This window comes from Maribacter sp. 1_MG-2023 (assembly GCF_030547005.1).
GTDB lineage: Bacteria > Bacteroidota > Bacteroidia > Flavobacteriales > Flavobacteriaceae > Maribacter.
Genome location: NZ_JAUOPN010000001.1, coordinates 393685 through 409908 on the forward strand (window position 1 = coordinate 393685; position 16224 = coordinate 409908).

Annotated in this window: 6 protein-coding genes; 3 read left to right on the forward strand and 3 right to left on the reverse strand. The window is 35.0% G+C overall.

Features of this window, described 5'->3' with window-relative positions; translation table 11 throughout:
- Nucleotides 1–31 precede the first annotated feature (31 nt).
- The 3 genes from Q4500_RS01755 to Q4500_RS01765 form a co-directional block, all read right to left on the reverse strand.
- On the reverse strand, nt 32–4270 hold the full coding sequence (locus Q4500_RS01755; RefSeq protein WP_368389711.1) for a two-component regulator propeller domain-containing protein: 4239 nt from the start codon (nt 4268–4270) through the stop codon (nt 32–34).
- Between the two features lie 316 nt (nt 4271–4586).
- Complete coding sequence (locus tag Q4500_RS01760) at nt 4587–6335, reverse strand: RagB/SusD family nutrient uptake outer membrane protein (RefSeq protein WP_303598041.1); 1749 nt, start codon at nt 6333–6335, stop codon at nt 4587–4589.
- A 28-nt stretch (nt 6336–6363) separates the two neighbouring features.
- Nucleotides 6364–9438, reverse strand: a complete 3075-nt coding sequence (locus Q4500_RS01765) for a TonB-dependent receptor (RefSeq protein ID WP_303598042.1) — start codon at nt 9436–9438, stop codon at nt 6364–6366.
- A gap of 472 nt (nt 9439–9910) precedes the next feature.
- Between Q4500_RS01765 and Q4500_RS01770 the strand changes: the two genes are divergently transcribed.
- From Q4500_RS01770 to Q4500_RS01780, 3 genes are all read left to right on the forward strand, one after another.
- Nucleotides 9911–13252, forward strand: coding sequence for a VCBS repeat-containing protein (locus Q4500_RS01770; RefSeq protein WP_303598043.1), 3342 nt, complete (start codon nt 9911–9913; stop codon nt 13250–13252).
- 497 nt (nt 13253–13749) lie between these two features.
- On the forward strand, nt 13750–15042 hold the full coding sequence (locus Q4500_RS01775; RefSeq protein WP_368389715.1) for an MFS transporter: 1293 nt from the start codon (nt 13750–13752) through the stop codon (nt 15040–15042).
- Between the two features lie 14 nt (nt 15043–15056).
- On the forward strand, nt 15057–16220 hold the full coding sequence (locus Q4500_RS01780) for a mandelate racemase/muconate lactonizing enzyme family protein (protein ID WP_303598045.1): 1164 nt from the start codon (nt 15057–15059) through the stop codon (nt 16218–16220).
- The last annotated feature ends 4 nt before the right edge of the window (nt 16221–16224 follow it).

Here is a 16224-nt window from a genome sequence, read left to right on the forward strand (position 1 = left end):
GTTATTATTAATTGTCAATATTTGCTGTATTTTAATTCCATACTTCGTTTTCCGATACATATTTAGAAGGTGCTTTACCAAAGGCTTTACGAAAACACTTTCCAAAGTAATTGGGGTCGTTAAAACCTACATTATAACTTACTTCGGCAATACTTAGTTCTCCCTGTTGCAATAGTTGCGCAGCTCTTTTGAGTCTGATTAGCCTAATAAAATCGTTAGGGGGTTGGCCTGTTAATTTTTTTAACCTTCTGAAAAAAGTTGACCTACTAGTATTCATATCGTGAACCAATTGCTCGATCCAATAGTTTTCATTGCTCATGTGTTCTTCCATGAGCAGCATGATTTTATCTAGAAATTTCTTATCCTCAGAATCAAGAATTATTTTTTTAGGTGTTAATTGTTCTTCTGTCTTAAAACGAACACGCATATATTCTCTAGATTCTATGAGCTTATCTGCCGTAATAGATAACAGTTTCATTTTAAATGGCTTGGGGATATAAGCGTCTGCCCCAGATTGTATGCCTTTAATTCTATGTTCCACTGAATTTAAGGCGGTAAGTAAAATTATGGGAATATGCTTAGTACGAATATTTGATTTCAGTTCATGGCATAACTGAATTCCATCCATTTCTGGCATGAGTACATCGCTTACTATAAGGTCGGGTAATTCATGTAAGACAATTTTTAAAGCACTTTTACCAGTATCAGCCTGCAATACATTGTATTTTTTTTGCAATCCATTCTTAACCAATGACCTAATATCTTGGTTATCATCTACCACTAATACCGTTTTCTTTTTATTCGCAACTTTTTTCTTTGGAGTTTCAATATTGGTAACCTGTATATTTTCTTCAATCTCTTCTACTTTCTTTTGAGGTTCTGAATATTGGGCTATTTCTTCGGGCAGTAAATGTTCGTTGCCTATAGGGAGTTTTAGAATAAACCGGGTTCCAATATCTATTTTGGAATCTACTTCAATTGTACCATAATGTAAATCAATTAAGTCTTTGGTAATGGCCAGTCCAATTCCAGAACCTGAATTTGAAGAATTATCATTGGTTTTGTTTACTTGGTAAAAACGTTCAAAAATATGAGGAAGCTGGTCATGAGGTATTCCTGGTCCGTTATCTTCAATTTCAATACTTACATATTCAGATTCTATTTCTACCCCTCTAATCTCTAAAGTAGATTTATCTTTAGGGTTTTGTAAACGTACAATTATACTTCCATCATTCTCAGTGAACTTGATCGCGTTAGAGATAAGGTTATTTAGAATTTTTTCAAGCTTATCCCAATCGAACCAAACCTCTGAAGCATATGATTGGCTTTCAAACGATAAACTGATATTCTTTTTTAAGGCCAATGCTTTAAATGAAAATGTAATTTCTCTAACGAAATTTACAATGTTAGATTTGGTGGCTACCAATTTAGTTTCGCCAACTTCTATTTTTCTGAACTCCATTAACTGATTAACAAGTCTCAACAAATAATCGGCATTACGTTGAATAACACCAAGCCTTTTACGTAATGAAATACTAATGTTGGAATCTTCTAAGATTTCTTCTAACGGATTCATTATAAGGGTAATGGGTGTTTTAAAGTCGTGCGAAATATTTGTAAAAAACTGAAGCTTCAATTTATTGGCCTTTTCTATTTCTTGTTGAACCCTTATAGCAGTTGTTTGGTTAGACTTAAGTTGAAAGTATGATCTTAGACCAAGAAGAATTAGAGTTAGAATACATGCATATACAATATATGCCCACGAAGTAAGCCAGAAAGGAGGTGATATTTTAAAACCCATTGTTGCAGGAAACTCGCTCCAAATACCATCATTATTTGAAGCTTTAACCTTAAAGGTATATTCACCTGGTGGTAGATTGGTGTAATGTGCAAATGCCGTTGTTTTAGATTTGTGCCACTCGTCATCAAACCCTTCAAGTTTATATAAAAAGTTGTTCTTTTCGGGAGCAGCATAATGTAGTGCGGCAAATTCAAAGGTGAGTACGCTCTCATCGTAATTGAGTGCTATTTTTTTGTCCTCTAATGAAGATATAGATTTATCTAGAATTACACGATCATTAAACTCTTGACCAACTTTTACGGCTGCATTTTTTATTTTAAAGGCTGTAATCTTTGGTATGGCCGGTATGGTATTGTCTTTTAGATTATCAGGATGAAAAACATTCAGTCCTTTGAGTCCTCCAAAGAATAAATATCCGTTTTCATTTTTGAAATAGGCATTTTTTCTAAAATTATTGCTCTGTAATCCATCTTTTTTATTTAAATTTTTAAAGACCTCTTTTGTCGGGTCAAAAAATGAAATACCTTTATCTGTGCTTATCCATATTTTTCCATTATCGCCTTCAAGAATACCGTATACGGCGTTGTTTGCTAGTCCATCTTCTTCTCGATAATGTTTAAAAATTGGTTTTTGATTTGGGTATTTAGAAATGGTCATCTTATTTAATCCCCCTCCAAAAGTGCCGATCCAATAATTTCCATCTTTATCTTCTAAAATTGAAAAAACTGAGTTATGGCTTAAACTATTTAGGTCTTTAGGATCATGTTTGTAGGAGACAAAAGTGTCAGGTTGCCCATTTTTTCCTGGTATCATCAAATTTAATCCACCTTGTAAGGTACCTATCCAAAGTTGACCTTTACTATCTTCATAAATACAGCTAATTTCTTTACCACTAATACTACTAGGGTCATTTGAATTGGGCAAGTAATGAACTGCATTCGAAAAATCAAATTGTTTACTATTGGGTTTTCTTTTCTTTTTCCATTTTATTAAACCATCAATGAACGAACCAAACCATAAAACTCCCTTTTTATCTTCTAGTGAAGAAAATACCTCAACGATATCGTTCATTTCAGTGGGATTCAATGATATTTTTTCTTTATTCGAATCAACCGTCATATGCAAGATTCCTTCTGTACTACCTAGCCAATAATCATTGTCTTTATCTTTTAAAATTGACCATATTGGTTGCGGAACGGGATGTTTTGATTTGGTTAGTTTGTCATTTAAATAATAATGTTTAAAAATTGGTTGTTCAAAGGTTTCATCTTTAAACTTAATGTTATTGAGACCATTTTCTGTACCTACCCAAATAGAGTTTTCTTCTCCTGTAATTATTGCGTTGACCGAAGGGTTACTTAAAGAGTTTTTGTTGAGTTCATTTTTCTTTAAAAAATTAATATCCTTATGACTTAAGTCACATTTGTTCAACCCGCCTTCTTCTGTGCCTACCCACATCACATTAAAACAATCTACAAGTATAGTTTCTACATTTGCACTGCTTAAACTTTTAGAGTCTAATTGATTTGGTGCGTATAGTCTAAAATCACCTGTGTCTGGGTTAAACCAATACAGACCAAAGCCATGTATGCCTAACCACAAATTAGAATCATCTGCTTGGCTGATTGCAATTAAGCCTCCATATTCAGTAGTATCTGTAAATTCAGGATGAAAACTATATCGCTTAAATTTTAATTCTTCTGGTGCATTCAGATTTTCTGCGTTTTCAATACCTAAGAGAAAATGACCTTTAACGCCCACCCATAGTTTTCCGTTTTTATCTAAAAAAAGTGAATTAACGCCTTCATTTAATACCTTAAATTGAACATAATTATTATTAGCTTCTTTTTTTAATTTGTACAAACTGTTATTGGTGCCTACCCAAACATTACCAGAAATATCTTTTGTAATAGAGTGAACCTTATTAGGCTTAATTGTAACATTAGCATCAGATTGAAAAAAGTAACGCTCGGGCATAGTACCCAGTTCATCTGTGTTTTCAAAATGATAAACTCCAGAATATAAGGTGCCAACCCAAAGAGAACCATCTTCATCTGGATAAATAGCACTAATTCGTTTATCTTTTAATATGGCAGGAAATGTTGAAAAAGTCTCAGTTACCTTATTGAACCTACTAAGCCCTCTACCTGTACCTATAAGTATGTTGCCAGATACATCTAATTCGAGTTCATAAACCGAGTTGTTGATTAAGCTATTAGGGTTGTTGTACTCATGTCTATAGATTGTAAAACTTTTACCGTCGTATTTGTACAAACCGTTAGGTGTTGCCATCCACAAAAAGCCTTCCTTATCTTGAAGAATTTTCATTATCGAATTTTGTGAAAGCCCCTTATCGTCTATAAAATGTTCAAATTTTAAATCAGTACTTTGAGCAAAAACCAAAGTGTTGCACAACAACATTATACCAACATATAATTGACATATATAAAATTTGATTAGTTTATTCATGTAGTTTTCTCACCTTTAGGCAACATCTAAAAATACCATTCTATTTTTGCATTATTTTTATTTTATTGGGTAAATTCTCTTCAATGTTATGGAAACGTAGGTCTGTGGAAAATTTAGACCAACCTATTTTAAGCTTAAACGACTAAGAGTTTAATTGCTTATTATTAGTAAGTTATGATCTATTTAAGGGGGTATGTAGTTGTGATTACAATTTTCAAAAAATGGTATAGTTATTAATAGTAAAAAAGCGACCCCAAACCGAAAGGGTCGCCTTTAAACAAACTAACTCAATAAATAATTACTCGATTTTTTAAAACTAATACGCAGGATCTTGAGTCAATACTCCCGGTTGTAAATCTATTTGTGCCTGTGGTATTGGAAAATGGTCATTTTTTCCAGCAGTGAACGATGCTCCTTGTAACCAAGGTAATTTTCCGCCAGATAATTCAGATTGAAAATAACCATTCATTGTTTCTTCTTCTATACCCCAGCGTACAAGATCTTGAAAACGCATTCCTTCCAAAGCGAATTCTAATCGCATTTCATGATATATGGCTTTTTTGGCATATTCAACATTAGGAAAAGTAGTATATAGACCAAGGTTGTAATTAGCTGAAGGTTGATCTTCATCTATATCTGGAACATAGCCACTTTCAAAAGTAGTATTGTTTACTTTACCCATTACCATATCATCTTGAGCTCTTTCGCGTATCATGTTAACCATGTTTTTAGCAGTCTCTAAGTCATTTTCAGCAGCAGCAACCTCTGCTCTCCATAAAATAATATGACTTAATCTAAAAAGGCGCCAGTTATTACCATTAAGACCGGCAGACCATGTTGGACTTGAGATAGAAATTGTTTTAAAATTTCTTTTATAGAACATAATTTTCTTATTCAAAAATGGTCCCATACCTGCTTGATCCAACATCCAGTCTCCTCCTGACATTGGGCCCCAATCTAAGAAAGGAATACCTCTTCTACCAATAGTCCAGTCTACACGAGGATCTAAAGCTACATCGGTAGGCGCAAATACATCTGTATCTAAAAGTCCATAATCTTCTAGTAGCAATTCATCTTGAAAACTGTCCAATAACGGTAAACCATCGGCATCTACTTTGAAAGCATTGAACAAATCAAAAGAAGGTGCGCTATATGCACAACACAAACCTATGTCAGATCCTCTTGGGAAAAGTGTTCTATGGTCAATACCAGAGTTGGCATCACCAGCACCGTCATTTACAGTATATTGAACCTCGAAAATACTTTCTATATTGTTTTGTTTTTCTTCGTCAAAATTATCATAGAAATGATCCATTAACATAAAAGGACCATTATTTATAATATCGTCTAATAACGGTTTGGCTTCAGAAAATTCTTGCTGAAATAGATGCACTCTAGCTTTTAAAGCTTTTGCCGCCCAACGAGATGCGCGACCAATTTCAGGGTTCTCGTCCATATTATTATCTATGCCCCATTGAAGATCTGCTTCTATATCGTCCCAGATTTCTTGATCATTAGAAACTTCACTAGCTACCATATCTTCGGTGATAAATGGGACTTTTTCAATTTTAGAACGTAACTGAAAATAGTACCATGCTCTAAGCCACCTTGCTTCGGCTTCTAACTGTGCAGCATTAGCATCTGAAATATTTTCGCTCGCTTGGCGCAATATTCTTAATGCATCGTTTGCTCTTGCTATGCCATCAAAGTTAGCTACCCATAGTTCATCTACCCAGGGGTTGGATGCATCTACTTCAAACCTCTCAATAAGGTTAATAGGTGCCCAGCCGCCTGTTTGGTCTCCACGGTGCATATCGTCAGAAGTTACATCTCCCCATACCCAGTTTGTTGCAGACGCACCACCGGTACCACCAGCTTCACCACTCGCATAACCATCTATTCTAGAGTAAGCACCTACAAGAAGTAAGTTAACACCGCTTTCGTCAGATAAGACATCTTCACTTACCGCTCCCTTTGGTTTCTCTTCTAAAAAATCTTCGCTACAAGCTCCCAGTAGAAGCCCAAGCGCAGTTAGTATCCCGATTTTAATATTTATATTTTTCATCTTTCTCAATTTTATTTTTTCCAAAAATTTATAATTTAATATCTAAACCAATAATGATTTGTCGTGGAGTTGGCCATGAACCACGATCAAGACCTCTGTCTATTTCGTTATTTACAAATACTTCTGCATCTAAGCCCGAATAATCACTAATAGTAAAAAGATTGGTGCCCATAACATAAAGGCGCATAGAAGAAATATCAAGATCATTTAATATTCTTTCTGGTACGTTAAAGCCAATTTGAGCATTTTGCAAACGTATGAATGATGCATCTTCAACAAGATCAGAATGTGTATTCTGTTCAAAGCTCGTTTGCGAAGAGGCTTTTGGTAAGACAGCGTTTGCATTATCGTCTAAATAAGGGCTGCCCCAAGAACGATATAGTCTATCAGAACTCTTAGGCCCTTGAAAAAGACCATAGCGTGTAAATCGGTTATAATAATTGATGGCATCATTACCTTGACTAGTGTACAAGCTAGCTGTGAAATCAAAGTCTTTATACTCTAGTCTCAAATTTAGACCAGCGGTGAAGTCTGGATTTGGATTACCTATATAAGTTCTGTCATCGGCTGTTATTTCACCATCACCATCTACATCACGAATTTTTAGGTTTCCAGGCTGATTGTAGTCACCATTAGGAGCGTGACCATCTGCCTCTGCTTGCGTCTGGAATATTCCATCCACAACATATCCGAAGAATTCAGGAAATGATGTGCCAGTTTCGGCTCTTGTATAACGTTGTGCACGTTGTTGACTACCTACAATAAACTCGTCTTCATTATCAGAAAGTTTAGTAATTTCATTTTTGTATTTAGAGAATACAAGGCCTACGTTGTATTTAAAATCACCTTCTTCTTTTCCGCCACCACTATAGCTAAGTTCTAAGTCAATACCCTTATTTTCCATATCACCTATATTAACAGAAGGTGCGTTCGCTATACCTTCTACAGCAGGTATAGCGACAGGGAATAACATATCAGAAGTATTTTTACTCCAAAAATCTAAGCTCAAATTCATACGGTTGTACAGCGTAGCATCTATAGCAAAGTTGGTAGAAGTGGTCGTTTCCCATTTTGCATTAGGATTACCCACAGCAGTAGATTGAAATCCTTGAACGATAGTACCATCTGCACCTCCAAGACCATAGAAAGAAGCCCCAAGACCAGAACCGAAAGTTGAAAAGCCGTTATAGTTACCAATTTGATCATTACCAGATTGACCCCAACCGGCTCTGAATTTTAAATAAGATAGAGCATTGCTCTCACTAAGAAAATTTTCCTTTGAAAGAATCCAACCACCTGATACTGCAGGGAAATTACCCCATCTGTTATTCGCACCAAATCTTGAAGACCCATCGCGCCTAACTGTTGCTTCAAGCATGTATTTTTCATTATATGAATAATATGCTCTAGCGAAATAAGAATTTAATGCCCAAGCTGCAGCTTCTGCATCGTTTGTCTGGTTGTCAGAACCAGAACTCAATATAAAAAAGTCATCATCGGTTGAGATAAAACCTTCTCTACCTGCACTAATCTGATCATATTCAAAACGAGTAGCTTCAGTACCAAGTAAAAATTCAAAATTATGAAGCTCATTAAATGTTTTGGAGTAGTTTATGGTATTTGTCCAGTTCCAAGTAAGGTTCTTTCCTCTGGTTTCACTTAAAGTACTACCAGTTGTTCCATTTGTATTTTCAGGATCAGCAAAGCGTGGGTCATAATTATCATACCAACTTGTATTGTAACCAAAGAGCGTCTTAACGGTAACGTTCTTAAATGGAATTAACTCTACGTAGAAGTTACCTGTAGCATTAATAGTAGTTCTTGTATCTTTTCTTTCACGAAAGTTATTTCCCAATGGGTTTGGCCCATCGTTTAAACCTCCGCCAACTATGCCACCTGCAAAGTTGCCGGCTATATCGCGTACAGGTATTAAAGGACTTGTTTCTACTATAGCGTTAAAACCTACTGTGTTACCTTTAGACTCTGTTAAGGTTACACCTAGTCTTTGACCAATTTTTAACCAATCTTTTATCTGCGAATCTGCATTGGCTCTAAAGGCATATCTATCAAAAGAATTGTATCGTAATACACCGTCTTCTTTAAAATAATTACCGCTTATGGCGTATGTAGTATTTTCAGACCCTCCAGATACAGAAAGTGTAATATCTGTTATTGGTGCAGGTTGATATAGTTCTTTTAACCAATCAGTTCCATTTTGGTTAGTTAAGGTAATTGGATAATCTCGTTCTGCATATAAGGCAGCATTGGTAGATGGATCGCCAATTGATGCACCATTTGGAAACAAATAATCATTCACGGTCGTATTTTGAATATTATTTGGATCGAAATTAAAATGTGCATTACTAGGTATAATACCGTCATTGGTTTGTTCTAACCAAATTTGTTGTCCTACAAGTAGAGGGTCTGTTACAAAATCATACTTTGAGCTCGCCGTACCAATACCTGTTCTAACGTTTAGTTCTAATTTGGCTGGTTGACCTTTTCTTCCTGTTTTGGTAGTAATCAAAACAACACCATTTGCTCCTCTAGCACCATATATTGCGGTAGATGAAGCATCTTTAAGAACTTGCATTGATTCTATTTGATTGGTAGGTGGTAGCTGTGCGCCGAAAACGCCATCAACAACATACAATGGTCCATTACCATTAATTGTACCCAACCCACGAATTCTTACCTGTGCTTGTTGACCAGGTCTAGCAGAAGAAACAACAGTTACACCAGAAGCACTACCTTGTAAAGCACGGGTTGCATCACCAGCAGATTGTTGTTCAATGTACGAAGTTTTTACAGTACTAACAGCTCCAGTAACATCACTTCGTTTTCGTGAGCCATAACCAATTACTACAACCTCATCAAGAGCTGCAGCATCTGGCATTAACTGTACCATAATAGTGGTTTGATTATTTACTGATACTTCTTGTTTGGAATAACCTGTATAGGATATAACTAAAATAGCAGTATTTGATGTTTCTATAGAAAAGTTGCCATCAAAGTCTGCAACAACCCCATTAGTGGTTCCTTTAACCAAGATATTCGCCCCTATTAAAGGTTCGTTCATTTCATCGGTTACTGTTCCGCTCACGTTTATAGTTTGGGCAAATGTCAGTGAAGTGAAACATAGATAAAAGAATAGTGGTACAAACCACTTCTTGTTCTTTTTTATTTTTTTAATTACATAGTGTTTAGGCATCGTTTTATGAGTTTTTAAGTTAATTAAATATTCATTTCTCGTTAGTGGTTATTATGCTTATGCTAAAAGAAAAAAATAGATTTTTGAGTGGTGATTGATATTGCCACATTAACCACACTCCAAAAGAAATGTAATATTTGAAGTATTAATGGTAAATGATGTGCATTATTAAGGAATATCTAATCAACCCTGTTTAAATTCACTATTTCGTTAATTTTATGAGAGTAAGTTGCTTTATATTGTCACTCATTGAACCTGTTGAATGGTTGATGGTACAGAACAACTAGTAAAAATTGTGTACGTATATATGATTGTATGTTGTTTTTAGACACGGTTATTTTTAATAACAAAACCATATAAAATAATGAGTAAGAAAGAAGCTATTTATAAGGTGTTACTAATTTTTTTAGTACTAATAAGTTCATGTACTAAGAAAAAAAAATTGCCTGTTAGTGATACCGATAAACGATTTACGTTGATTGATTATACATATTCAGGTATCGATTTTGAAAATAGCTTAGTAGAGACCCAAGAAGATAATCATCTGTTAAACGAAAAGTTTGTAAACGGTGCTGGTGTTGCTATTGCAGATATAAATAATGATGGTTTCCCCGATATTTTTTTTACAGGAAATCAAGTACATGATCAAATATTTTTAAACAAAGGAAATCTTCAGTTTCAAGATATAACAGAAAGTAGCGGTATACATAATGTTAAAACATGGTCTACAGGAATAACATTTGCAGATGTTAATGCCGATGGATATCAAGATATTTATATATGCAAAAGTGCAAAAGGTGATTTTGAAGAAAGTCCAAATCTTTTGTATTTGAATAATGGTGATTTGACATTTACCGAGGCTGCAAAGCAATATAATGTAGCAGATCTCGGTTTTGCCGTTCAGGCCAATTTTTTTGATTTTGACAAAGATGGATATTTAGATATGTACTTGGTTAACCAGCCACCAAGTTATGGCAATAGAAAAGGAGGTGAAACTCCATTAAAAAATGCTAATCCGCTTTATAGCGATAAACTCTATAGAAATTTAGGAAATGAAAAGGGCTTTGTAGAAATATCAGCTTTTTCTGGTATTCAGAATTTGGCACATGGACTTTCGGCTGCAATTGGCGATATCAATAATGATTTATGGACAGATATCTATGTAACCAATGATTATGACAAACCTGATTTTATGTATTTGAATACGGCCAATGGTAAGTTTAAAGATGTTCTAAAGCAAAGCTTCAAACACACCTCTAATTTTAGTATGGGTAGTGATATAGCCGATTACGACAATGATGGTAACCTAGATATTATGGTTGTTGACATGGTGGCCGAGGATCATAAGCGCATTAAAACCAATATGGGAGGTATGAATCCAGAAGATTTCTGGGCTATCGTTAAAAACGGGGGTCATTACCAATACATGTTCAATACGCTTCAGCGAAATAATGGTAATGGCACATTTAGCGATTTGGCACAATTGGGAGGGGTATCTAATACAGATTGGAGCTGGGGACCATTAATAGCAGATTTTGATAACGACGGTCTTAAAGACATTTTTGTAACCAATGGTATTAAAAGGAATATGCGCTATAGTGATGTCAATACCACTTACGAAATAATTTTAGACAGTTTAGAGCAGGTTGCACATGAAACCAATGAAAAATTTCAAGATATAGTAGATATTTTAGCTTTGGCAAAAATGGCTCCTGAAGATAAGCTTACCAACTATATGTATAAGAACAATGGCGATCTCACCTTTATAAATGCTATACAAGATTGGGGCTTTGATTTACCTTCATTGTCCAATGGAGCAGCTTATGCAGACTTGGATCTTGATGGTGATTTAGATATAGTAGTAAACAATATTAATGAGAAGGCATTTCTTTACCGAAACAATACTATTGAACGTAGTCAGGGTAATTACTTAAGAGTAGCCCTAAATGCAAATAAAAATAAATCGATTTATGGTACAAGAGTTACTTTGTTTAAAGACGCTGAACTCTGGCAAATGATTGAAATTACGAACACTAGAGGCTATATGTCTAAAAGTGAAGATATAGCTCATTTTGGTCTGGGAGAAGTAGAGTCCATAGAAAAAATAGAAATTAAATGGCCAGATGGTACTGTTGAAGAATTACGAGATGTAAATGCCAATCAACTTTTGGACTTGACTAAAGGAACCTCTGGGAAAGGTAGTTCAATACTGACTCTTAAAAAAAACCGCAAGCTTTTTACTAATAGTACCAAAGCCGCTAAATTGAGCTATAAACATCAAGAGAATACTTATGATGATTTTAAAAGAGAAGTTTTATTACCTCATAAAATGTCAACTTTTGGACCTTCAATAGCTGTAGGAGATGTAAATGCTGACGGGCTAGATGATTTTTATGTTGGTGGCGCGGCGGGTTTTTCCGGTGCGTTATTTTTGCAAGAAAGTTCAGGTTTTAAGGAGATTACAGATGGAGAATGGTCTATGGACAAGGCTTCTGAAGATATGGGAAGCACATTTTTCGATGTTGATAATGACGGTGATCAAGATCTTTTAGTAGTCAGTGGAGGTAATGAATTTATACCTGGTAGTAAAAATCTGCATGATAGATTATATATTAATGATGGCGCAGGGAATTTCAAAAAAACAAAGAACCGAATACCAAAAGATAGCAGTAGTGGTTCAGTTGTTGAAAAAGCCGATTTTGATAATGATGGCGACCTAGATATATTTATTGGAGGTAGACTTGTACCGGGCAACTATCCACAGCCAGCAAATAGTAGGTTATTAGAGAATAGAAACGGATTTTTGGTAGATGTAACTGATAAAGTAGCTCCCGATTTTAAATCTTTAGGGATGGTTACTTCGGCAACATGGGTTGATATTAATAATGATAATAAGTTAGATATTGTTGTAGTAGGTGAGTGGATGCCGGTAACAACCTTTATTCAGAAAGAAGATGGTGCATTTTCTATAAAAAATATTAAGGGTCTTGAAGATAGTGAGGGTTGGTATTACAAGGTTGTGCATAAGGACATGGATGGAGACGGAGATGAGGATCTTATTGTGGGCAACCTTGGGCTAAACTATAAATACAAAGCAACTAAAGCAACCCCTTTTGAAGTATATAGTTATGATTTTGACAAAAATGGTTCTACTGATATCGTGCTTAGTTATTATGAGCATGGTAAATTGTTTCCCATAAGGGGAAGATCATGTTCTATTCAACAAATGCCATCATTAGAAAAAAAATTCCCCACTTTTAAGTCGTTTGGCGAGGCTGATTTAACTACAATTTATGGAGCAGATCTTGAACGGTCACTTCATTTAAAGGCAAATACTTTTGCATCTTATTATCTAGAAAATATTGAAGGAAAATCGTTTAAAAAACACCTATTACCTCAATTGGCACAGGTTTCAAGTATAAACAATATTATAGCTGATGATTTTGATAACGATGGAAAACAAGATATTTTAATTTCAGGTAATCTATATGCCTCTGAAATAGAAACACCTAGAAATGATGCAGGTGTAGGATTGTTTTTAAAAGGAAATGGAAAAGGAAACTTCAATGCGATAACGGTATTGGAAAGTGGCTTTTTTGCTCCCCATGACGCAAAAGATATGAAGCGTATTAAGCATGGGAAAACCGAAGCTGTATTGGTAGCCAATAACAATAATTTCATTCAGCTTATTTCTATTTTACCTTAAATACCGTAAGTGCTAAGACTATAATAAAAGCTTTAACAAACAAATAGTTTATTTGATTGTGAGATTTGCCGAGTGCTTTCTTAATAGTGTTTTTAAGTTATTTGTTATAGTATTTGAATCAATATTACCTAATCTATTTAATGTTTAGAACTAGTTTTGAAGCAAGCGAAGATGATGTTCTAGAATGTTTGTTATTCATAATAACACATCTTAATTTATATGCAAGTTATGCTATAAACTTTAAGCTAAAACTATACTCAAGTTTACAGTTTTACAGAATATGAATAAGTTTTAGAGCGATAATTTGATGAGTGGTTCAAGGTTACGAAAAGTACTGAGCTAAATTTCAAAGATTATGATGAAATTATTGAACCGATATCATAATAATTTATTGTCGTAATACAATTAGAACATTAAGGAGAATTGTCAATTCGAGTTAAGAAATTACAACAAGCAAACAGGTAATAAGTATACTTAAACGAATAAATATGAGTAAAATAGAGCTAAGCTCAAAAGAACGTGTTGGTAAAAAACGATATCAGATATTGACAATGATATTTGTTACCGTAGTTATAAATTATCTAGACCGTACAAATATATCAATAGCAGCAGGAGCTATAAAAGAGGAATTGGGTATTACGGCTATTCAAATGGGGTATATTTTCTCAGCATTTGGGTGGACGTATTCTCTATTACAAATACCTGGGGGTATTGTTGCCGACAAGGTAAAGTCAAGAATACTATATCCACTTATTATGGTGTTATGGTCTATTGCAACATTGGTTCAAGGTCTGGTAAATTCTTTTACTGCGCTTCTTGGGCTTAGAACAAGTATTGGTATGTTTGAGGCACCATCCTATCCTATCAATAATTTAATAGTAACACGATGGTTTCCCGAAAACGAAAGAGCATCCGCTATTGCAACTTATACATCAGGGCAATTTTTAGGTATGGCTTTTTTATTACCGGTGCTCACATTAATTCAAGATGCCTTGGGGTGGAGAGGGTTGTTTATCGTATCTGGGGTAATAGGTCTAATTTGGGCGGCAGTTTGGTACTTTTTCTACCGAGATCCGCAAAACCATAAAAAACTTGGTGATGCTGAATTAGCGCACATCAAAGATGGTGGTGGTTTGGTCGTTAGCAGAGATAAGACCGAAACTCAAAAGTTTGATTGGTCAGATTTAGCGAATGCTTTCAAATATCGTAAACTTTGGGGCTTATATATTGGGCAGTTTTGTTTGGGGTCGACGACTATTTTCTTTCTGACTTGGTTTCCCACTTATTTGGTTGAATTTAGAGGATTAGATTTTATTAAATCTGGGTTCTATGCATCAATTCCTTATTTGGCTGCATTTTTTGGTGTGCTTCTAGCTGGTTTCACTTCTGATTATTTAATAAAAAGAGGATATACACGCGAGGTGGCTAGAAAGGCGCCTATTATTACTGGAATGTTATTGTCCATTGCAATTATTGGCGCAAATTATACAGAGAATACTACGTTTATAATTGTGTTTTTATCCATAGCTTTTTTTGGAAATGGACTAGCTAGTATTGCATGGATTTTTGTGTCATTAATTGCACCGAAAAATAATATAGGTTTAATAGGAGGGACTTTTAATTTTATAGGCGGTTTGTCTGCTGTTATAGTTCCTATTGTAATAGGCTATCTAGTACAAGATGGTGATTTTAGCCCTGCTCTATTTTTCATAGGGGCATTGGCCTTATTGGGGTTAATTTCCTATACGTTTATTGTTGGCAAGGTAGAACGAATAATTCCTGAGAAATAAAATAACGCACACTTATGAAAATAACCGATATCAAGTCGTATCCTATAAATATTGAAGGCGGAGGAGTACAATTGGTCGTAAAAGTAGAAACCGATAATGCCTTGTACGGCTTGGGATGTTCTGGTTTGTCAGGCAGAGAACTTGCCGTAGTTGGGGCAATTGAACATTTTAAAGGCTTTTTAATTGGCAAAGATCCTCGACAAATTGGTGCCCTTTGGCAAGAAATGTATAGAGGTCAATATTTTGAAGGTGGCAGGGTTTTGTTGGCTGCTATTTCAGCAATAGATATTGCATTATATGATATTAAAGGGAAAGATTTAGGAGTTCCAGTATATGAACTCTTAGGAGGAAAGCAACGAGATTATGTAGAATGTTTTGCCTCGGTTAGGTTTACTACCAAAGAAGAACTTTTAGAGTATTCTAAAAAATGTGTAAAAGAAGGCTGGAAAGTATTAAGACTTGCACCAGCTGAATTTGAATCTAAAGAAGATAAAAGTAGCTTTGAACCTAGAGAATCTATAGTAACACTTGCAAATTGGATTACCGAATTACGAAAAGAAGTTGGTCCTGAAATTACCATTGGCGTAGATTACCATACACGACTGAACATTGCAGAGACTTATTCGTTCATGAAAAAAATGCCAGGCGGTACTATTGATTTTCTTGAAGAACCCATTCGTGATCAAAACCCAGGGGCTTATCAAGAACTAAGGCGTATGATCGATGTGCCTTTTGCTATAGGAGAAGAGTTTTCAAGCAAATGGCAGTTTATGCCGTATTTAGAAAATAATATTGCACAATACGCGCGTATAGATGTTTGTAATGTTGGTGGATTGACAGAAGCGATGAAAGTAGCTTCAATGGCCGAAACGCATTATGTAGACTTAATGCCGCACAATCCTTTAGGTCCAATTTGTACGGCTGCTTCTATTCATTTGGCAGCGGCATGTCCTAATTTTGGTTATTTAGAAGAAGTAAATACTCCCGCGCAATATATGGGTACAAATGCACCAGAGTTTTATCCAGTGCAGCATCAATTAGATGGCGCGAGATACCGCGTTCCCAATACTCCTGGTTTAGGTGTTGAGTTTAATGAAGACTTAGCAGTAAAACAAAAGTTTAAAATGACAGAAGTGCCAAGATTGTACAGAAATGATGGCTCTTTTACAAATTGGTAAATTA

Excerpts from the sequence above, each read along its gene's own strand:
- Q4500_RS01770 (WP_303598043.1), top strand. The coding sequence starts at position 9,911 with ATGAGTAAGAAAGAAGCTATTTATAAGGTGTTACTAATTTTTTTAGTA.
- Q4500_RS01755 (WP_368389711.1), bottom strand. The coding sequence starts at position 4,270 with ATGAATAAACTAATCAAATTTTATATATGTCAATTATATGTTGGTATA.
- Q4500_RS01760 (WP_303598041.1), bottom strand. The coding sequence starts at position 6,335 with ATGAAAAATATAAATATTAAAATCGGGATACTAACTGCGCTTGGGCTT.
- Q4500_RS01780 (WP_303598045.1), top strand. The coding sequence starts at position 15,057 with ATGAAAATAACCGATATCAAGTCGTATCCTATAAATATTGAAGGCGGA.